The sequence below is a fragment of the Roseivirga sp. BDSF3-8 genome, assembly GCF_041449215.1.
Lineage (GTDB): Bacteria > Bacteroidota > Bacteroidia > Cytophagales > Cyclobacteriaceae > JBGNFV01.
Genome location: NZ_JBGNFV010000001.1, coordinates 5773786 through 5794438, shown reverse-complemented (window position 1 = coordinate 5794438; position 20653 = coordinate 5773786). Strand labels below are relative to the sequence as shown.

The 20653-nt window shown below is 45.8% G+C and carries 19 protein-coding genes; 9 read left to right on the top strand and 10 right to left on the bottom strand.

The window, feature by feature from the left end; all coding sequences use genetic code 11:
* Positions 1–44: 44 nt before the first annotated feature.
* Positions 45–1973, bottom strand: a complete 1929-nt coding sequence (locus AB9P05_RS23620; protein WP_371911309.1) for an ABC-F family ATP-binding cassette domain-containing protein — start codon at positions 1971–1973, stop codon at positions 45–47.
* Between the two features lie 99 nt (positions 1974–2072).
* Here AB9P05_RS23620 and AB9P05_RS23615 point away from each other — a divergent pair, with 99 nt between their 5' ends.
* The gene (locus AB9P05_RS23615) at positions 2073–3275 is read left to right on the top strand and encodes a sorbosone dehydrogenase family protein (protein ID WP_371911308.1); all 1203 of its coding nucleotides are present in this window, start codon (positions 2073–2075) and stop codon (positions 3273–3275) included.
* Here AB9P05_RS23615 and AB9P05_RS23610 read toward each other — a convergent pair.
* Together AB9P05_RS23610 and AB9P05_RS23605 are read right to left on the bottom strand one after the other, a co-directional pair.
* A complete protein-coding gene (locus tag AB9P05_RS23610; RefSeq protein WP_371911307.1) occupies positions 3263–3631 on the bottom strand; it encodes an Mpo1-like protein in 369 nt (122 codons plus the stop codon). The two genes, AB9P05_RS23615 and AB9P05_RS23610, sit on opposite strands and share 13 nt — an antisense overlap.
* Positions 3632–3699: 68 nt before the next feature.
* Positions 3700–4233 carry a DUF2911 domain-containing protein gene (locus tag AB9P05_RS23605; protein WP_371911306.1) on the bottom strand — a complete coding sequence of 178 codons (534 nt, stop codon included), beginning with the start codon at positions 4231–4233 and terminating at the stop codon, positions 3700–3702.
* A 100-nt stretch (positions 4234–4333) separates the two neighbouring features.
* Between AB9P05_RS23605 and AB9P05_RS23600 the strand changes: the two genes are divergently transcribed.
* Complete coding sequence (locus AB9P05_RS23600; RefSeq protein ID WP_371911305.1) at positions 4334–4816, top strand: cytidine/deoxycytidylate deaminase family protein; 483 nt, start codon at positions 4334–4336, stop codon at positions 4814–4816.
* Between the two features lie 6 nt (positions 4817–4822).
* On the opposite strand, the gene murB is transcribed toward AB9P05_RS23600, so the two are convergent.
* The 6 genes from murB to AB9P05_RS23570 form a co-directional block, all read right to left on the bottom strand.
* Positions 4823–5914 carry a UDP-N-acetylmuramate dehydrogenase gene (gene murB, locus AB9P05_RS23595; RefSeq protein ID WP_371911381.1) on the bottom strand — a complete coding sequence of 364 codons (1092 nt, stop codon included), beginning with the start codon at positions 5912–5914 and terminating at the stop codon, positions 4823–4825.
* Positions 5907–7649: a sodium:solute symporter family protein gene (locus tag AB9P05_RS23590; RefSeq protein ID WP_371911304.1), complete on the bottom strand. Its 1743-nt coding sequence runs from the start codon at positions 7647–7649 to the stop codon at positions 5907–5909. The genes murB and AB9P05_RS23590 overlap by 8 nt, the downstream gene beginning before the upstream one ends.
* Before the next feature lie 85 nt (positions 7650–7734).
* A complete protein-coding gene (locus AB9P05_RS23585; protein WP_371911303.1) occupies positions 7735–8412 on the bottom strand; it encodes an N-formylglutamate amidohydrolase in 678 nt (225 codons plus the stop codon).
* A complete protein-coding gene (locus tag AB9P05_RS23580) occupies positions 8409–9635 on the bottom strand; it encodes a glutamate-cysteine ligase family protein (protein ID WP_371911302.1) in 1227 nt (408 codons plus the stop codon). Before AB9P05_RS23580 ends, AB9P05_RS23585 begins: the two co-directional genes overlap by 4 nt.
* Before the next feature lie 2 nt (positions 9636–9637).
* Positions 9638–11119, bottom strand: a complete 1482-nt coding sequence (locus AB9P05_RS23575; protein WP_371911301.1) for a RimK family protein — start codon at positions 11117–11119, stop codon at positions 9638–9640.
* Positions 11120–11128: 9 nt separating this feature from the next.
* Entirely contained in the window at positions 11129–11836 is a 708-nt protein-coding gene (locus tag AB9P05_RS23570) for a C39 family peptidase (protein ID WP_371911300.1), read from the bottom strand.
* Positions 11837–12055: 219 nt separating this feature from the next.
* Here AB9P05_RS23570 and AB9P05_RS23565 point away from each other — a divergent pair, with 219 nt between their 5' ends.
* The 4 genes from AB9P05_RS23565 to AB9P05_RS23550 all read left to right on the top strand — a co-directional run bounded on the left by AB9P05_RS23565 (position 12056) and on the right by AB9P05_RS23550 (position 15481).
* On the top strand, positions 12056–13024 hold the full coding sequence (locus AB9P05_RS23565) for a succinylglutamate desuccinylase/aspartoacylase family protein (RefSeq protein WP_371911299.1): 969 nt from the start codon (positions 12056–12058) through the stop codon (positions 13022–13024).
* Entirely contained in the window at positions 13011–14021 is a 1011-nt protein-coding gene (locus AB9P05_RS23560; protein ID WP_371911298.1) for a hypothetical protein, read from the top strand. Before AB9P05_RS23565 ends, AB9P05_RS23560 begins: the two co-directional genes overlap by 14 nt.
* A gap of 61 nt (positions 14022–14082) precedes the next feature.
* A complete protein-coding gene (locus AB9P05_RS23555) occupies positions 14083–14727 on the top strand; it encodes an SDR family oxidoreductase (protein ID WP_371911297.1) in 645 nt (214 codons plus the stop codon).
* A 238-nt stretch (positions 14728–14965) separates the two neighbouring features.
* Positions 14966–15481 (top strand): hypothetical protein, encoded by a 516-nt coding sequence (locus AB9P05_RS23550; protein WP_371911296.1) that lies wholly within the window; start codon positions 14966–14968, stop codon positions 15479–15481.
* A gap of 606 nt (positions 15482–16087) precedes the next feature.
* Here the strand turns inward: AB9P05_RS23550 and trpS are convergent.
* Positions 16088–17059, bottom strand: coding sequence for a tryptophan--tRNA ligase (gene trpS, locus AB9P05_RS23545; RefSeq protein ID WP_371911295.1), 972 nt, complete (start codon positions 17057–17059; stop codon positions 16088–16090).
* A 167-nt stretch (positions 17060–17226) separates the two neighbouring features.
* Here trpS and AB9P05_RS23540 point away from each other — a divergent pair, with 167 nt between their 5' ends.
* From AB9P05_RS23540 to AB9P05_RS23530, 3 genes are all read left to right on the top strand, one after another.
* Entirely contained in the window at positions 17227–18351 is a 1125-nt protein-coding gene (locus tag AB9P05_RS23540) for a DUF1573 domain-containing protein (RefSeq protein ID WP_371911294.1), read from the top strand.
* 216 nt (positions 18352–18567) lie between these two features.
* A complete protein-coding gene (gene tnpA, locus AB9P05_RS23535; protein WP_371906921.1) occupies positions 18568–19014 on the top strand; it encodes an IS200/IS605 family transposase in 447 nt (148 codons plus the stop codon).
* A gap of 435 nt (positions 19015–19449) precedes the next feature.
* Complete coding sequence (locus tag AB9P05_RS23530; RefSeq protein ID WP_371911293.1) at positions 19450–20640, top strand: IS4 family transposase; 1191 nt, start codon at positions 19450–19452, stop codon at positions 20638–20640.
* Positions 20641–20653: the final 13 nt, after the last annotated feature.

Sequence of the window (20653 nt, the reverse complement as noted above, 5' to 3'; positions counted from 1 at the left end):
GCTACTACTTAAGCCGGAAATGAATTCCGGCTTTTTTTATGTCTCTAGCTAAGTTTTTCTTCCATTTCGTCGATTTCCATGGCCACAGATTCCCACTTTTCTGTCTGCTCTTCCATCAGTTTTTTTACTCCGTCATACTTCTCGTTTACTTCAAGAAGCTTGTCGGGATCACCATAAATGTCTGGTTTGGCCATTTTCTCTTCCAGTTCCTTCTTCTCCTTTTCCAGCTTGGCTATCTGCTGCTCATGCTCTTCCATTGACTTCTGAAGCTTCTTGAGCGAACGTTGAAGCTCTTTATATTCTTCCTGCTGAGCCTGGTTTCGACTAGGTTTTTCCTCCTTTTTAGGCTTTTCTTTTTTTTCTTCAGCCGGGGGAGGGGCTACCTGCGAGCGCCAGTACAAGTATTCCTTATAAGTGCCAGGGTATTCTTTGATCTCCTTATCCTCTATATACCAAATCTTATTGGCTACCTCATTTATGAAGTGGCGATTGTGTGATACGACTACATAGGTGCCTTGATATTGCTGCAACGCCTGGATCAGGATATTCTCAGAGATCATATCCAGGTGGTTTGTCGGTTCATCAAGCATCAGGAAGTTAGCTTCCGATATGATGGTCTTTGCCAGAGCTACCCTTGACTTTTCTCCTCCTGATAAAACCTTGATCTTTTTGTGTACTTCTTCATCAGAGAAGAGGAAGCAGCCCAGTACAGCCCTAAGTTCCTGTTCTGTCTTACCGCTGCCGGCTTGTTTTAGCTCTTCAATGATTTCGTTATCAATATTCAGACTTTCCAGTTGGTGCTGCGCAAAAAAGGCTGTTATCACATTATATCCTTCCTTACGTAAGCCTGCATGCTTTTCCATTCCGAAGATAATGCGTAGCAGGGTAGATTTACCCTTACCATTGGCACCAATCAGCGCAATCTTATCTCCACGCATAATACGGGCATCTGTACTTTCCAGTAACTCCAAGTCGCCATAGCCTTTGCTGATATCTTCCAGCTCCATTACTTGCTTACCCGATTGCTGATTGAAGCGGAAATCGAAGTTTATAGCGACATTAGTGTCTGTAACTTCTTCTACCCGATCCATTTTTTCCAGGGCCTTAACGCGGGATTGTACCTGGCGTGCTTTAGTGGCTTTACTACGGAAGCGCTCGATAAACCGTTCGGTTTGCTTGATCTTTTGCTGTTGATTTTCAAAGGCATTCTGCTGAATTTCATCCCGCATAGCCTTCTCTTCTACGAAGAACGTGTAGTTGCCAGAGTACTGGTTCAACTGCTGCTGGGATACTTCTACTATGGAGGTGATGGTATTATCCAGGAACTGGCGGTCGTGGGACACGACGATAATGGCGCCTTCGTAGTTGCGCAGGTAGTTTTCCACCCATTGGATAGAAGGAAGATCAAGGTGGTTGGTAGGCTCATCAAGCATGAGCAGGCTGGGCTTTTCCAAAAGTAACTTTGCCAGCATCACTCGCATGCGCCAACCGCCACTGAACTCCTGCAGGGGCCTTTCAAGGTCTTCCGTACGAAAACCAATGCCTTCCAGTATTTCTTCGGCCCGGGACTGCAGGGTGTAGCCCTCCATGGCCTCAAACTTTTCCTGAAGTTTTGCCAGCTTGTCTACCAACTCATCCCTGTAGTTGGTTTCCATTTCCTTCAGCGTTTCATTAATTTTTTCCTGAACATATAATGCCTCGGCAAAGGCACCCATGGCCACGCTTAGTATAGACTCTGAAGATTGATAGCTAAGTAAGTCCTGATTAAGAAAACCGATGCTACAGTCATTCCCATAGCTGATTTCACCTCCGTCAGGTGTGTACTCACCTGTTATCAGTCTTAGCAGGGTACTTTTTCCTGTACCATTCAAGCCAATAAGGCCTATCTTATCTTTAGGTTTGATGTGAAGGTTAGCCTCTTCGTACAGAGGTCGGTCGCCGATGTAGTATGACAGGTTATTTATAGAAAGCATAGAGCAAAGTTACGTTGCTAGAATGACAGTATGAAACGGGGCTATCATAAACAATCTTCATTGCGTATAATTGTGTAGTTTGAAACTGAAACTCTAACTATGCCTACATTCAGAAATTTACTCATACTGGCCGTGCTTTGTTTTTTTTCTGCCTGTGATTCCGGTTCAGAAGAGTCCGGAGCTGTTACTGATGATGATCAGGTAAAGGAGCAGGATAATGGTGATATGAACGCCGGTGGTCAGGATATTGTCATTGATTCGCTTCCACTCGAAACGATCATTTTGCCAGAAGGCTTTAAAATAGCTCATTATGCTACCGGAGTAGAAAATGCGCGCTCTCTTGCTATGGGAAAAAACGGAACAATCTTCGTGTCCAGTCGCAAACATGATGAGGTACGCGCGCTGCGTGATACGGACGGTGATATGGTAGCAGATAAGATGTGGGTAGTGGCCAGTGGCCTGAATACTCCTAATGGAGTTGCTTTCAGGGAGGGAGATCTCTATATAGCGGAAATTAGCAGGATATTAAAGCTGAGTGACATAGAGAATAACCTGGAGACGCCTGGAGAGCCAGAAGTAATCTATGATGAGTATCCTTCCGACACACATCATGGATGGAAGTATATTGCATTTGGTCCGGATGGCAAACTGTATGTGCCTGTAGGTGCACCCTGCAATATTTGTGAAAGTGACTCTATTTACGCATCCATTACGAGAATGAATCCTGATGGCACGGATATGGAAATTTTCGTCCATGGCGTGAGAAACTCTGTTGGGTTTGACTGGAACCCGCAGACTAATGAGCTGTGGTTTACAGACAATGGGCGCGATATGCTGGGAGATAACATGCCGCCCTGTGAGTTAAACAGGGCACCTGAGAAAGGCATGCATTTTGGCTATCCATACTGCCACGGAGGCACGATCAGTGATCCGGAATTTGGCAGTAAGTATGACTGTAGCCGTTTTACAGCTCCTGCACAAAACTTAGGGCCGCATGTGGCGCCACTAGGTATGAAGTTTTACCGGGGTAATAAGTTTCCGGAACAGTATCGCCGGAATATTTTCATAGCTGAACACGGGAGCTGGAACCGGTCTGAAAAGATAGGTTACCGTGTAACGATGGTGCCTGTAGTGGACAATTCAGAAGCATCAGGATATAAGGTGTTTGCCGAAGGCTGGCTTAACGATGCAGAACAGGAAGCCTGGGGCAGACCGGTAGACCTGTTAGAAATGCCTGACGGCTCATTTTTATTGTCTGACGATAAGGCAAACGCAGTTTATCGTATATACTATGAAGGGTGAGTTTTCTTGTCTTCTTTGCGGGGGTTAAATGACTCACGGCCGGTAAGGAGGTCTTTGAACATGATGAAATCCGATGCCAGGCTATAGGCTGGATACTGAAAGGTGGCTGGCTTATTTTTTTCAAAAAAGAAATGACCAACCCAGGCAAAGCCATAGCCTACAAGGGGTATCAACAGTAATCCCCACCATGTTTGCGTGGCCAGAGCCCATATAAGTATGCCGAAGAGGAGGGAAGTGCCGATAAAGTGAAGGGTGCGGCAGGTAGGGTCTTGGTGCTCTGAGAGGTAAAAAGGGTAAAATTCCTTTAGACTTGTAAATCGCTTTTCGGTGGCCATGGCTTTACTGTTTATTCCCAAATGCAATATAAAAAATAAAGGCGTTCCGTGAGGAGCGCCTTATCTTTTGTTTCTACGATTCGCCGGGCTTACTGAGGCTCAATAGGAATAGTAACTTTAGTTCGGTCCCAGATCATGTTCATGGACACACTATCTTTATTGAGGTCGAAGGTGATGGTGAAGGGCTCATAAGCCACATCGGTTTTTTCTACGGGTACCTCAAAGGTGAAGAGGTTCAACTCTTCATTATATTTAAATGCGCCCCACTGTCCGAGATCGGTATTGACTATGACAGTCCAGCTATCTTCATTTGGAATGGTAAATATTGCGTAGGTTCCTGCGGGGAGCTCTTTTCCTCCGAAAATGACATCTTCGGTAAGAGTAATCTCTGTAGCCTCATTGGCTCCGGTACGCCACACCTCGCCATAGGGTACGAGACCGCCGAATATGTCGCGACCTCTCATATGGGGTCTGCTATAGACAACTTTCATATACAGGTCGTTGAGCTTAACAGACACAACCTCGAGTGGGCTGGGTTCGGGAGTAAGTGAATCCTGCGCCATAGTGGGAGCAAGGCCTAATCCGATGCAGCAAATTGCAAGTAAAAATATGCGACGTAGCATGGCAATGGTATTTAAAATTACTTTTGCGCTAAAGGCAGTAAATATAGGTATTCTTTTCTATTTTCGATTTCGAATATCGTGCCAAACATAGTGAAGAGGGATGGAGAAGCCTGATTTTGATGACATTTTTATGGAGCTGGCTGTAAACCTTGCCAAGCGCTCACATTGTGTGCGCCGGCATGTGGGAGCAGTGCTCACAAAAGACACGAGAATTATTAGTATTGGATACAATGGTCCGCCTTCAGGTACGCACAACTGCGATGTGGAATGGCCGGATGAGGGCTGTGCCCTGGACCGTAAGGGAAGTTGCTCTCTGGCTATACATGCAGAGCAGAATGCGATACTCTATGCAGTGAAAAACAATGCTTCCGTGGAGGGGTCTACCTTGTATGTGACCCTGGCTCCCTGCCTGGCTTGCGCCCGTATCATTTACAGTATGGGGATTATCCGCGTTATCTTCCTTAAGTCTTATGCAGCCTATAAAGGTATTACGCAGGAAGAAGGGGTGGATTTTTTAGAAAGGTTTGGTGTGGAGGTGGAACAATATAGAGGTAGCCTGGAGAACGTGTCGCCACTGGTCTAGGCTACCTCAAATGATGTTGACTTCAGGGCGGATCCCAATCCCGAATTTTTCCTTTACGGACGCTTGAATGGATTTAGCAAGTTCTACCACTTCATGACCTTGCGCGCCGCCATGGTTCACCAATACCAATGCCTGCCGGTCATGTACTCCTGTATGACCTACTCGTTTGCCTTTCCATCCGGCCTGCTCAATGAGCCATCCTGCCGGTACTTTAATGGTGCCGTCAGATTGGGGGTAGTGGGGAACCTCCGGGAAAGCCGCCTGAAGTCTATTAAACTCTTCAATGGAGATAACCGGATTTTTGAAAAAGCTGCCGGCATTTCCGATTACGCGTGGGTCGGGTAGTTTACTTTGCCTTATATGGATGACAGCGTCACTGATAGCACGGGTGGATAATTCGGTAATGTTTCGTTCTTCCAGCACCTGCTTGATGGCTCCGTAAGAGGTGTTGAAAGAAGGCTGATTATTCAACCTGAGGGTGACATGAGTGATGATGTGACGCCCCTTGAGTTCTTTCTTGAAAATGCTTTCACGGTATCCGAAGTGGCAGGTATCATGATCGAAATGCTCCACTTTGCCTGATGATATTTCCACGGCTTCAAGCTTTTCGAAGACTTCGCAAAGCTCCACGCCATAGGCGCCAATATTTTGCATAGGGGCGGCACCGACAGTGCCAGGAATAAGCGATAGGTTTTCGACTCCACTTAGGCCACGATCAATGGTATTCAGTACAAATTGGTGCCAATTTTCCCCGGCGCCAATCCTGAGCCAGGTATGAGCTTCATCCTTCCTGATCTCTTCAATGCCTTTGATGTTCATTTTTATCACGATGCCATCAAAGTGACCAGTCATCAGTACATTACTGCCACCGCCCAGGATTAGCTTGGTGGCGTCCAGGTACCGTGAATCCTTGAGAAGCTTTTGCAGATCGGCTACGGAAGTAACCTCGGCAAAATATTTGGCATCGGCTTCAATGCCAAAGGAGTTGTAGGGCTTTAAAGAGACGTTTTCCTGTACCTGCATACGATAGTGTGCGTCAGTTTTCTGAATGAACGTGGCAAAGATAGTAGGGTAGTGGCTAATTCCCTGATTAGTCACCAAATATGCGTACCTGTTTTGCGGTAATCAGGAGTATGCTTAAGCTAACAACAGCTGTAAGCAGATAAATAGCTGCTTCTGTCCATTCCATGAAGATGACTTTACCAATGAGAAAGAGGGTGGAATAGGCCATAATAATGGCGCTAAGCCAGCAGATGGTAAGTTTGCGAAGCCTGGCCCAGCTACTTTTACTCGTGTCTGCATCTTGAAAAGGTCCCCACCAGCCGTCGGGTCTGATCCGTTCGTAAAATGCCTTTAGGTGCTGCCTGTCTGTGGGGCGGGTCAGGAAGGTTACTACAAGCCAGGCGATGCTGGTAGTGATCAGTATGAATACAAAGCTTTCGGGAAACTCGAGATTCAGCCAATAGTGGCCTGCCAGATAAGCTAGCAGCGGGAAGATGGTAGCGGTGATTTCACTGTAGGCATTGACGCGCCACCAGAACCAGCGCAGAATCAGGACCAGACCGAGCCCTGCACCGGCCTCGAGCAAAAGCTTCCATACGCCTTCTATGGTTTCAATGTGTGAAGTGATGAATAGCGCCACAGCCATAACGAGAATGGTGCCTATACGTGAGGCAAGTAGAAGCTGCTTATTGCCCGCCTTGGTAAACCGCTTGACGATGTCATTCACAAGGTAACTGGTACCCCAGTTTAGCTGTGTGGATATTGTACTCATATAGGCGGCAAAAAAGGCTACAAGCAACAATCCGCGTAGGCCAGGAGGGAGGAAATCCCGCATGGCCATTACAAATCCTAATTTTTTATCTGCAGCAGGTAGCTCAGGATATAGTACTATGGCGCTGAGGCCTACCAGTATCCAGGGCCACGGGCGAAGGCAGTAGTGGGCTATCTGGAAGAAAAGGGTGGCGTATACGGCGTGCTTTTCATTTTTGGCGCTCATCATCCGCTGAGCTATGTAGCCCCCGCCGCCAGGTTCGCTGCCGGGGTACCAGCTTGCCCACCATTGCAGACCCACAAAGGTGAGAAAACTACCGAGACTGAGCGCCAGGACTGTACCTGAGCTTTCCTCGCTTCCGATGGTCGGGAAGAGGTTGAGAGTGCCATCGGGCAGGGCTGTTTTTAAACCCTCGATGCCTCCGATATCTTCGCTGTTAATGACCAGTACGGCAAGGATAATACAGCCAGCCATGGCGATGGTGAACTGGATAAGGTCGGTAAAGGCTACCCCGAGCAGTCCGGAAAGGCTGCTGTAAAGAGTGACGAGTATCATGGCTCCGGCGATGTACCAGATAAGCATGTCTTCGGGAATATCGAAAAATACCTGAAGCAAGGACATAAGGGCGAGGTTTACCCACCCGATAATGAGGGAGTTCATGAACAGGCCAAGGTATATGGCTTTGAAGCCGCGAAGAAAGGCAGCAGGCTTGCCGGAATACCTGAGTTCGATGAGCTCTACATCGGTAAGGATCTCGGCACGTCGCCAGTATCTTGCAAAGAAAAACACGGTGAGCATACCTCCGGCTAGCATGTTCCACCAGAGCCAGTTGCCAGCCACTCCATCCGTAGCCACCAGCTCGGTTACAGCCAGGGGGGTGTCAGCGGCAAATGTAGTGGCTACCATTGAGGTGCCTGCTATCCACCAGGGGAGGTTACGGCCACCCAGGAAAAACTCGCTGATATCTTTACTGGCTCTTTTGCTAAAGTAAAGCCCGATGATAAGGCTGATGACCAGAAAGGTCACAATGATGACGCCATCCCAGAAGGTAAGTACCATAGTGCTGTCTTAATAATCGGACAATTAACGAAATCAAGGCATCAGCGGCAAATACTGGAAGTAGAAAGGGTGAATTTAAGGCTCTTTATAAGGGGTGATAAATCTGTTGAATAGCCTCAGCAATAGCTCCAGCTACAGCGGTTGGATTTGCAGATGCCAGGTTTTGATTAATTTCGATTTCAACGCCGGCATAGTTTACAGGAAATCTCCTTCTCAGATATGTGGTAAAGCCATCTGCTTTGCCAAGGTAGGGGTAATTCAGGCGTACGCGATAAGGCGAGTGATGAAGGAGTTGATTCTTTACCTCCAGGCATATTTCTTTTTCTAAATTAGAGGAAGGATCATAAAGCAAGCCTATATCGGTGTTTCTGACCTGACCGTTAAGCTCGGGGGTGAATGAGTGGATAGAAAAGTGCCATACGATAGCACTTGGTAGGGCTGCTTCAATGGCCTTCTCTACTTTAAAGCGGTAGGGCAGGTAATAATTATCGATAAGGTCCTGTTTCCGGGGTTTAGGGAGTTCCTTACTCAGGTGGCTAAAAAGGTTTTTGTGGTGGATACTCCGGTTAGGTTCTATGAGTAATCTGGTGTATGAATAGGTAAATAATTTGGCATCGATGAGCCGGCTGAGCTCCTGTGCTACAGGGAGTGCACCGGGGTCCCAGCCCCGGTGCGATTGCAGGAGGTTGTCGCATTGGGAAAAGAGCTTTTGGTAAGCTGCCGGTACTTTATTACCGGCATGCTCACAGCTTAAGAGAATCATGAAGCGGGAATGAAAGATTCATTTTTAGCCAAACAGTCTGCTAGCTGGCGGTATACTTCTTGGATAGTCTCTACATTTGGTTCACTTCCCAGAGCCTTTTTGATCCGGCTACTAAGCGTTCCTCCCGAAAGAATTACCCTCAAAGGTTTAATGGCCTCTTCAGGAATGGTGATTTTCTCAAGTAGCTTTTGCCATACTGCTCCGGCTGTTGCAGGTTCCGGAAGCAGGCCCAGGCTTTCCAGGTAGGTCACGTCTTCTATAATATACCCTTCTCCATATTGAATGGAGCCGTTTAAAATGGCAGCAAGCTTACCGGTATCCTGCTGGAATTGCAGTGAAAATGGGGAAAGCTGTTCCTCCACGAGTGCCTGTAGTACGGCACAGGTAGCTTGCAATATGGCCAGATCGGCTGCGGGGCATTCCTGTATGTCTATGACACGAATCTCAATGGCATTTCTATCGAAGCGGGCAATGGCTCCACGGCTGTTCAGCCACTCTTCCTGTAATATACTGTCCGGGTCAAGCGGAGCTATGGCCTGGTACATTGGTTGAAAAATCACCCGGTCATATTCTTCCGGGGAGAGGACCGGTTCAGGAATGACCATACCGGCAATTTGCGGAATAGCACATTGGTTGGTCTTATACACATTAAGCCTGCTATCACTTAATCCTGACAGTACGCCTTCGTAGATGGGGGAGCTGGCCGCTATAGCTGGGAGTAATGGTAATATAATTCTGATAGCGGTATGTAAACGGGCAAACTCTCCTTTACCATTAAAAGGCAGGTTAAGATGCACGCTCTGTAGGTTAGCCCAGCCATGGCCTTTGCAGTTGAAAATGCGGTCGTAGGCAGCGTATATATCGCGGTTCCCGTGAGGCCAAAGATGCATTTCTGATTCCGGTTGCATTAATGGGTGCATGGCGGTGGGCAGAAGCATTGCATTCTCCTCTTCCAGTATCCGGTTTATTTCTGAGATGGCTTCACTGAACTTTTCAGCTAGACCGTTAAGCCCGGCGGCCGGGCGTGTGGTTTTTAATTCTATTACGTGGAGGACTAGCTCGTTACTCCAACTGATATCCGGGCCGATTACCTCATCGGTGATAAAGCCGGTTACCTTTTCCATTACTTTGTCTGAAACAGGTTTTACACTAAGGTCACTCCTGTCTACAATCATGTATTCTAGTTCTACCCCGTAGGCTTCGAACAGGTGGTATGATTTCATTCTTATTTTTTAATCTGAGACTCTTTGGTCTCGCGAATTTTTGAGAGAAAATGGTTCATGATATGCTGGTACAGGCTGTCTTTCAGAATGGCGTCTTCCACACCGGTATCAATACTGGGGTTGTCATTTATTTCAATGATGTAGTACTGCCCGTTTATTTCTTTAATATCCACTCCGTAAAGTCCCTTCCCAATAAGACTAGCGGCCTGTATAGCTGTGTCAATCAGCCCTGCAGGTGCATCTTCTACCGCCAGGGTGTCACTTTTGCCGGCATGTTGCCGGGTGGATGACCCTTTGTCCCAGTTCACAATTTGCCAGTGTTGCTGTGCCATGTAGTATTTACATACATACAAAGGCTCTCCGCCAAGTATGCCTACCCGCCAGTCAAAGTCGGTAGGCATAAATTCCTGAGCGATAATTAGCTCACTGGTCTCTTTTAGTAATTTTGCCGCTGTTTTTTCATACTCTTCGCCGTCCTTAGCTTTCGAAACGCCTTGTGAAAAGGAACTGTCAGGCTGTTTGAGGATGCACGGGAATCCAAGTTTGTCCTTTGCTTCCTGCAGATTATCCTTGTGCACGATAAGGGTCTTAGGGGTGCTAACACGGTTTATTTGCATTAACTCTGCCAGGTATACCTTATTGGTACAGCGAATAATTGAATCTGGGTCGTCAATCACCACTAGCCCTTCCGCAGCGGCCCGTTGAGCAAACCTGAAGGTGTGATGATTGACGGCGGTAGTTTCCCGGATAAAAAGTGCATCGAATTCTGCCAGGCGGCTGTAATCATCTTTGGTGATAAGCTCTACACTCAGCCCGGCCTTTTCAGCAGCTTTTTGAAACTTAGCAATTGTCTTTTGGCAACTCGGAGGTGTTTTTTCTTCAGGGTTCACTAATATGGCCAGCGCATACCCCGGTGTCTGTCGCTTGCTTACGGTAAAGCGTCTGGCACTAAAGTAAGTTCTGGCATACTCCTCCACGTAAGGCTTATGGTCCGCGGGAATATCACTTGTGGCAATGGGGCTGATGCTTTGCAGAGTCCACTTTTGCCCTTTTACAAACTGGGCCCGTATGAGGGGCGAACGAAACAGGTTAAAGAGCTGGAGACTTAGCTTATCATATTTTTTAGACAGGTTTTTACCCCAGTATATGCTTAGGGTAAATTTATCGCTACGGAGGTCATGCAGTGACTTCTGGATGAGCGTATCCAGGTCATCACCTAATATCTGAACGACAGGCCGGCTTTTCATTTCTTCGATAGCAGCCACGTCAGGGAATGCACGGTGCCCTCTGGCGGCGGCCAGGAGGGATACATAGTATCCGGATGTCTGATACTTGTAACTTCGGGTGAGGTTGAATATTCGCGCATTGCGGCTGCTAAGAAACTTGGCCTGGGTCAGGTAGCTCCTGGCTGAGATAACCTCCACTCCGGGTATTTCAAAACTCCAGTCTTTGGTGTTGCTGACAACTATTAGGTTGACGGACATATGTATTCTTTAGGTAGTTTTTTGAGGTTCGATAACGAGGATATTGGCATCATAGGTCACTATGCCGAGCATAATGGCCCCAATGAGTTTGTTCATGCCTACGGTGTATTGTTGCCCGGTAAAGGGATTACTCATGTGTGGATCAGATACCTGAACCATGCGAGAATCCTGATCGTATCCGCTCAGGACGACGAAATGACCCGCAGGGTAGCCACGGAGATCATCATGGTCCACACCATGCTCTCTGGCATCATTATATAGATATGTGGCGCTGAGTCCGGTAAGGATAGGTATGCCGGCTTTCAGGTAGCGACGAATCAGGGAACCGTTAAGATCTTCATACTTGATGACCCCGCCCAGTTCAAGGTATTGCAGGTAGAGATTGGTTGCATAGGCGAATTTGCTACCACGCTTGTAGGCGAGTTGTCTTTTCAACTTATCAGCCAGATCCACTACCGGTAGGCCGTGAGCAAACCAGGTAGGGTCGAATAGATTAAGATCATAGGTATAAAGGCTGACCCGATACCCTCTGAGAAGGGCATGACAACCGAGATTGCCGGCCAGTGTGCCGCCCTCCCTAAGCATTTCCACCTCGCTTATGAGACGGGAGAGACTGAATGTATCGCCATAGTAGCGATAGACGGAATGCAGGCAGGTGGGCCCGCAGGTGGTATCGTCCGGCTGAGCGGAGATATCAAATCTTAAGAATGTCTCCAATATCTTAAAGCGAATGCCCGGTGGTAAAATGGATTATCCGGGTGAAAATTGAAACGCAAATTTGCACTTGAAGTTCAATTTTTCATGGTTTATTTTAGAAAAATTTATCATTCATAAGTAATTGACAGTCAGTGCTTTTTGTGGAATGTAGGACCAATGGTTCAGTATGAGGTTTTTTCTGGCAATCAATACTGCGTAATTTGATTAAAAAAGGAGCAATTGAAGACGATTTCCATTTACGGCCATAAGGTTAAACCGGGACAGAGTATTCAGATAGATATACCTGTGGCCCGCCTGCCTTCTCATACATTGATAGACCTTCCGGCGTTTGTATACCGTGCGGCTAAGCCTGGTCCTACACTGTTGTTGAGCGCCGGAATACATGGAGATGAGATCAACGGCATAGAAATCATTCGCAGGCTGATATCCCGTGACCTGATCTTTCCTGATGCCGGAATGGTAATCGCCCTTCCCCTGGTGAACATTTATGGTTTTTTGCACCATTCGAGGCAATTACCTGATGGGAAGGATCTGAACCGGTGCTTTCCGGGGTCACAAAAAGGCTCACTTGCCCGGCAGATAGCCTACATGCTGATGAATGAGATCATTCCTCATATTGACTATGGAGTGGATTTTCATACCGGTGGGGCGCGTATCAGTAATTACCCCCAGATCAGGGCAACGCTTGATGATGATAAAAACAAGGAGCTTGGGATGGCTTTTGGGGCCCCCTTGTTGATTAATTCAAACCTGATAGATAAATCGTTCAGAAAAGCTGCTTATAAAGCTGGCAAGACTATACTGGTTTATGAAGGAGGTGAGTCTTTGCGGATCGATGAATTTGCGGTGGATAAAGCGATAGAGGGAGTGCTGAGGCTTATGCACCACCTGAATATGAAAGAGGTGGGGCCAGGGCCCGCAGAAACTTCTCTAATTAAGAGCTCTTCGTGGGTAAGGGCCAGAATATCCGGTATTTTTCACTCTAAAGTAGGCTATGGTGAAAAGGTGAAAAAAAATCAATTGGTCGCTAAGATAAACGATCCTTACGGCTCCTCTCTTCATAATGTGAAAAGTCCGATGGATGGGGTTGTGATCGGTGTAAATAATATGCCTGTGATTAATGCAGGTAATGCTCTTTTGCATATCGGCTCTACCGAATACATTACGGGAGCAGATGGAGAGGAGTAACCGGTTTTCTGTTACCGGATACAGGCTGGTAGCTCTGTGGGCCTTTGCTGAGGCAGGGTTAGGAGGGGTGCTGCATGCCTTGCATCTGCCGGTTACGGGCCTGCTGGTAGGAGGTTTTGCGGTATTATGTATGGCTTTACTTGCTGCTTATGAAAGGCCGGGGGTGATACTGCCTGCACTTGGCGTAGTGCTGGCTGTCAAGTTTCTGGCTAGCCCGCATTCTCCGCCACCTGCTTACCTGGCTGTTACTTTTCAGGGTCTAATAGCCTGGCTACTGTTCAGCTTTGTGCCGAATTTTCGCATAGCAGCATTGCTGCTGGGGATGCTTTCATTGCTGGAAAGCGCCTCACAAAAGCTGCTTATGTTACTGCTTTATTTCGGTAAGCCTTTATACGAGGCCTCGGGTGCTTTCATTGCCAGCGTCGCGAGTCAGTTTAATTTTGATATTGATGAAGACGGAACGGGGTTAGTAATTAGTCTGGTTTCTGCATATCTGGTTGTTCACTTAGCAATGGGGCTGTATATCGGGTATAAAGCAGGTAAACTTCCGAAAAAGCTGCGTACTTACGATATACTTGAAAGTAGTAAGCTCACCTTTACTCCCAAGCCTGAAAAGAACCCTCTATCGAAGTGGGTGTCAAAGCTCTTGGTGCTTATGGTACCTGCCATTATCATATTTTTCTATTATCAGGGCGGGTCAAACTATGTTTTTATCAATGTTTTGTTGAGGCTGGTACTGGTATACCTTCTCACTGGTCCTGTATTGCAGGTTATCATCGGACTATTTCTCCATAAAAAGGCAAATCGTTACAGCCTGGAAGTATCCGGTATATTGAAATCACTCCCCTACATGAGAAGTCTACTTATTTCCAGTTGGAAGGCGTCAAAGATCAGAGGGAAAGGCCGGTTAACTGATTTTATGTTGCTATTTATAGCCTCGTGGCTGTTCAGGCCATCCTATACAATACCCTCTAAGGAAAGGTCCGGAAATTCCTGAATCTCTGTAAACTATACGTACTAATATGGGTTTATCTAACAGAAATTAGAATTAGTAAACTATGAAAGTATTAGTAGCTGGAGCAAACGGCAATACAGGTCGGCGAGTAGTATCACTGTTAGGTAAAAATGGATTTGAGCCCTACGCTATGGTGAGAAAAAAGGAACAGATGGAAAAGATGTCTGACCTGGGCGGAAAGCCTGTATTAGGAGATCTGGAAGAGGACCTTGGTGAAGTTGTGAAAGGCATGGATGCTATTATTTTTGCTGCCGGATCGGGGGGAAACACTGGTCCCGAAAAAACTATAGACATTGATCAGAACGGAGCTATAAAGCTGATTCAGGAGGCCGAGAATAAGGGTGTGCCAAGGTTCATCATGCTCAGCGCAATCAGTGCAGATAACCCTTCTGGCGGCCCGGAAAAATTACAGCATTATTTGGAAGCAAAGCACAATGCTGATGAGGCACTGAAGGCAAGTAACCTTTTATATACTATTCTCAGACCTGGTACGCTTAATGACGATCCATCTTCTGGAATCAGGGCGGCGGCCTCCCTGGATGACCCGACGGGGCAGATAAGCCGGCAGGATGTGGCTAAGGCTTTAGTCGAATGCCTTAACATAGAGTCCACTCAGGGAAAGATAATTGAGATGCAAGGAGGAAACCTGAATGTACAGGAGGCCCTTCTTGATGCGACCAAGTCATAATTGCGGCTGAATATACTGCCTAATATTGAACCCTGTAAGTCTGTTTACAGGGTTTTGTTGTTTGTAAGCTTCTGTTAGCTAGTAACTTATTTAGGATGATCCCGTTATTATGACCAGCGGTTCGATCAACGATCGTAATTTTTTCCGCGAGGGCCTGAAAGTTTCAGACTCTAATTTTTTAATTAAAGTTGGATTTATGAGAAGGGGTATTAATGTGCCTTTCCTTGTTTTTTTGATTATGTTCTGCCTGACCTCTTTTTATGGTCAGGGACAAAGCTGTGTGGATTTTGAGGCCCTGGAGGATGGGACTACTTTCTCTCCAGGAGGAATAATAGATATTAGTTATGATGTAAGTATGTCGGTAAGGCATTCTACCGGAGCAAATTCGGGGGGCGCAGGGTCGGTTTCCGTACTTACTGATATGTATGAGGGGTTAGATGGCCTTATGCTGAAAACAGATAATGCCCTGGCCTTATTCAAAACTAAACGAAAAATCAGCAACCTGACCATTGCCCTTAAAGAAGTAGGTGGCGAAGTGGAGGTGCATGTAGATAAGGACAAGCGAACCTTCCCCAGCATAGCTTATCTGGAAGGTAGTTCTGTAGGTGCTGCCAAACTCAGTTTGGTATATGGTACGGAGGGCCAGCCTGTGGGAGTGACTATTACCGGTAGTTTTGATGAATGCGCTATTGGTGGAACGCAGGTCTGGCTGGATAATCTATGTACCAGCGGAATGACTGTGGCGGGCAGGTAAATTACTGCTGCACTCAAGCATGAGATTACTAGGTAGCACCTGAACTGAAAGTCTGAATGCCCCCGACTTCATAAAGAAATTTTTAGGAAAGCTGACTCACACGCGTGGGTCGGTTTTTTTTCTGTTATAGATAAGGCTTTTTACTTAGTGGCAGGTACCCTCACGTATTGTTATCCAGGAATAATGCTATATAGGTGAGTATAGAATGCCCACATGTTGACTATAGGATGACTATAGGATCACTATAGAATCCCTATAGGATACTCACAGGGGGAATTATGGGATTAGTACAAATTACCAATGCGTCAATGCACAACAGGTCAACAGTTGACTTGTTATTAAAAGGACAGGGCTCTGGTGTGCTGGGAGTCGGATAGGTGAATAAAAAGGGGCTGTCTCAACAGCAGAAAGGCCTTTTTTGATGCAAACAATATTTGGAGAATTACTTTAACCACTCTGCATAGCGAAGTCTGACGCGACCAGAAACCAACTTCGCGTAAATGGCAACCACGGGATCGAACGCGACCCGGTACAACCCCGTGGTAGTTTGCCAAATACAAAATTATGTTTTGAATAAAAACAAAGAAGCTGCTTTGTATATATTTACTATTTGTATCCTAGCTTTTCTCTAACTTTATCAAGGACTCCGGAGATTATCTGCCGGGCTTTTTCTTCACCTTCCTTCAGTATCTCCTCCAGATCATGCGGGTTTCTCATGTAGTGATCGAATGTTTCCCGTTCCTGCTTATACTTTTCCAAAATAAGGCTCAGCAGTGCTTTTTTTGCATGGCCATAACCATACCCACCGGCGAGGTAGTTATCTCTCATCTGCTTCGTCTCTTCTTCAGAAGCAATCAGTTTATAGATAGAGAATACGACATCTTTATCAGGGTCTTTAGGGTCTTCCAGTGGTGTGCTATCGGTTACGATTGACATAACCTGTTTTTTCAATTGCTTTTCAGGAAGGAAAATATCCAGGGTGTTGCCATAAGATTTACTCATCTTCTGGCCGTCTGTCCCCGGAATGGTCATTACCTTTTCATCAATATGGGCTTCAGGTAGTACAAATACCTCACCATAGCGGTGATTAAATGCGCCGGCAATATCCCTTGCCATTTCCAGATGCTGTTGCTGGTCCTTACCGACAGGTACGAGGTCAGCATCATAGCCGATGATGTCTGCAGCCATCAATACGGGGTAGGTAAAAAGACCGGCATTCACATCGGCCAGCTTATCTGCCTTGTCCTTAAAGGAGTGAGCATTTGCCAACATAGGATATGGGGTAAAGCAATTCAGGTACCAGGTAAGCTCACATACTTCGGGTATGCGTGACTGGCGGTAGAACATGTTGCTTTTATAATCGAATCCAAAGGCAATCCAGGCAGCGGCAACAGCATTGGTATTAGCGATACGCTCCTCTGCTGTCTTGATGGTAGTAAGAGAATGCAGATCAGCTATGAAGAACAACGATTCATTTGCGCTGTCTTTTGATAGGTCTATCCCGGGCTTGATGGCACCAAGGATATTGCCTAGGTGGGGTTTTCCTGAACTCTGGATTCCGGTAAGTATTCTAGCCATTGCTTTAAAGATTTGGCGCAAAAATAAGAAGTTTGAAGGATCGGCCGCACCTTAACTAATCTAATACAGCTATTTTCTTACATTTTTTGATATAAATGACTCTGGCGAACTAATTTGGTACAGAATAAGTAGAGAGTGAAGACGTTTACCAGAGGGACATCCTAAAAATGGGAAAACAATTGAAGATAATTTTTCTGTTCACAACCATTAGCCTGCTATCAGGCCTCACTTTGTATGCGCAGAACAATGCAGAGCTTACCTTATTGCAGAAAAGCCATGAGTTTGGTCTTATAAATGAGGCGGATGGCCCTGTTGAACATACGTTTTATTTTGTAAATACAGGGGAGGACTCTTTAAGGGTGAAAGGTGTACGGGCCAGTTGCGGATGCACCACCCCTGCCTGGAGTTCTGATCCGGTGGCACCGGCAGATACAGGTTTTATCACAGCCCGATATAATCCGACTAACCGACCAGGCCAGTTCAATAAGTCGCTGACAATTACAAGTAATGCCTTGCGGCCATTACAGGTGCTGACTATTTCGGGTAAGGTAATACCAAGACCACGCACTCCTGCAGAGGATTTCCCTACTAAAAACGGAGACTTGCGTTCTCGTTACCGGGCATTTTATATGGGTACCATTACTACCAGGGGGCCTGTCTCAAAGGAGTTTACTTTGTACAATGATGGAGAAGACACAATTTACTTTCAGCCTAACACGGTAGTTCCGGATCATATACAGCTAGCTTTCATGCCTGATACGCTGCCTCCCTCCACTAAGGGTAAGGTAGTAATCACCTATGATTCACAGAAAAAGGGACGGTTCGGTTACCAAACGGACAACGTGGTTTTCTTCACCAGTGAGAAAGAGGCACCGCATAAGAGTTATTCTGTAATGGCTACTATCCAGGAATACTTTCCTCCCATGACTAAAGAGGAGCTTAAACAGGCGCCGAAAATAGGGGTTAGTTCACGGCTTATCGATTATGGTAATCTGATTGAGGGAGATACAGCTACTAGAGAAATCACTATTTCTAATAATGGGCTCAGCCCGCTGGAAATACGTGATATTACTTCAAACTGCGGGTGTATTAAGGGAAAGGCCTCCCAGACAAGGGTAATGCCAGGCGAGTCTGTAAAAGCTGATATTCAATTTATGAGCGAAGGTCGTAAGGGGTCTCAGCAGAAAATGGTTACTGTTTTCTCTAATGATCCCAAGGATTCAGCTAAGGTGATTACCATAAAAGCGGATGTGGAATTACGTCCTGTGCCACCTGAATCAGTTGACCAGTAAATTTTTAAAAAAGGGGTTGAAAGGCCCCTTTTTCTGTTAATACTTTTGCTTACAAGAAGCAGGGATAGACATTAAAGCTACATCCATTATAGCCATAGTGAGTCTTAAAGTGGTCTCCTCCTTTAATCGTAACAGGTTCTTTATTAATCGAATTAAAACCACCGTCTTAGACGGTGGTCATGTTTGAGGGCTATGCCAGTAGGGGTATATTGTGGAATGAGCAAGTATCGTAAGCTATCGCATAGCTTTTACTATTGTGTCTATCATGTAGTATGGACCCCGAAGTACCGCCACCGTATACTTCGTGATATTGTTGCAGATACGTTGGAGAATAAGATAAAGACGATATGTGAATGGAAGGAGGTCAAGGTAGAAGAGTTGAACATTCAGCCAGATCACGTTCATTTGGTATGTAGTATACCTCCGAAACTTAGTGTATCAGACTTCATGGGTATTCTCAAGGGTAAGACAGCGATCATGATGTTTAAGAACTTCAAGAGTCTTCGCAGAAAACCCTATTGGGGCAATCATTTTTGGTCACGAGGCTATTTTGTAAGTACGGTAGGCATAGATGAAGAAAAGATAAAGCGGTATGTTAAGTATCAGGAGAAGGAAGATAAGAAAGAGGATGGGGATATAGATATCCCGCTATTCGATAACTGACTATCCCCCTTTGGGGGTAATAACCATTGAAAACCCCCTCCTTTGGTGGGGGTAATTTATTCTCAGTTATAAAGCTCGCCACCCTTAAGGAGTGCGTATTCATCTTCCTTTTCATAGCCTAGTGGAATTTATGCGATTGTAAAAGGTTAAAGGTATGCGGTTGTGCTTTATGTTTAAATGAGGGTATACCCTTAATATTCAAAACATTATGAATTTAGCTTTTTTTATTAGGATTAATGTAAGTGTAAGGGTGTTAAATCTATGTGTATTAATTTAGATTTGATAATCGGCTGCGTTCCAGTTGTTTAATTGATATAATTAGATTGTATTATATAATCACACCTGTCCTAAATAAATACTAGAGAGGGAAAAAAGACTGGAAGGCAACCGCAGTTGCCTTATATTATAGGTAGTGAATCAATAATATATCCAGTCATGTCAAAAGTAACACTTTTCAGTCAGATAATCAGCCTTCTTCCCACGGCTAACTTTAGAAGAATAATCCAACATCATCATTCGGACAAGCACAGCAAAGGTTTGAGCACTCGTCACCACCTTATATCGATGCTGTTTTGCCATCTGGCAAAAGCAGACTCAATTAGAGATGTGGTGCAGGGCATGAAAGCTATGTCAAAAAACATCGTTCATTTGGGCATTGATCGAGTCCCCAGTAAGTCCTCTATTGCTTACATGAACAAGCATCGGTCCTGGGAGGTCTTCCGAGACTTTTACTATGAGTTGCAGACACACCTTCAGTCCGGACAGCCCTTCGAACGGACTGGTATGAAACGCCTGAAGCGTAAGGTGTTTATTTTGGACAGCACTACGGTTCCCTTATCGCTGCAGGCCTTTGACTGGGCCCATTTCCGCAGTAGAAAAGGGGCTGTCAAGCTACACACCTTACTGGACTATGACGGCTGTCTTCCTGCCTTTATCGACATGACAGAAGGCAAACAGCATGATATTCAGGCTGCAAGGACAGTAAATATACCCAGTGGTAGTGTATTGGTAGCAGACCGGGCTTACCTGGACTTCAAGTGGTTAAACGATTTGGACAGCACCAGGGTGTATTTTGTGATCAGAGCCAAAAGTAACCTGAAAGCACAACTGATAGCTGATTATGCCATCAATGGTTACAAGGCTACAGACATCATCAGTGACCGGGATATTTGCCTTAAAAGTCCCCGGTCGGCAGAAGCGTATCCGGGTAAACTCAGGCTGGTACGTGTTTGGGACAGCATACAGCAAAAGGAGCTCACCTTCCTGACCAATAACTTCGACTGGCAAGCAAAAACAGTTGCTGATTTGTATAAAAGCCGATGGGAGATCGAGGTGTTCTTTAAGCAGGTGAAGCAAAACCTGAAGATAAAGTCATTTATAGGCACCAGCCCCAACGCTGTGCTCATTCAGGTATGGACGGCTATGATCGTGATATTACTACTCAAATATCTGAAACAGAAAGCAGCATTCAACTGGCATCTGTCCAATTTGGTCACCTTTCTTAGAGTAAGCTTGTTCCTTAAATTAGACCTATATAAATGGCTGGACTGGCCAAGCTTTAGGGAAGACACACCTGCAGAAATACAATTAAGCTTATTTACGTCTAATAATATTAGGGGGGCTTGATTTTGAAATCAGC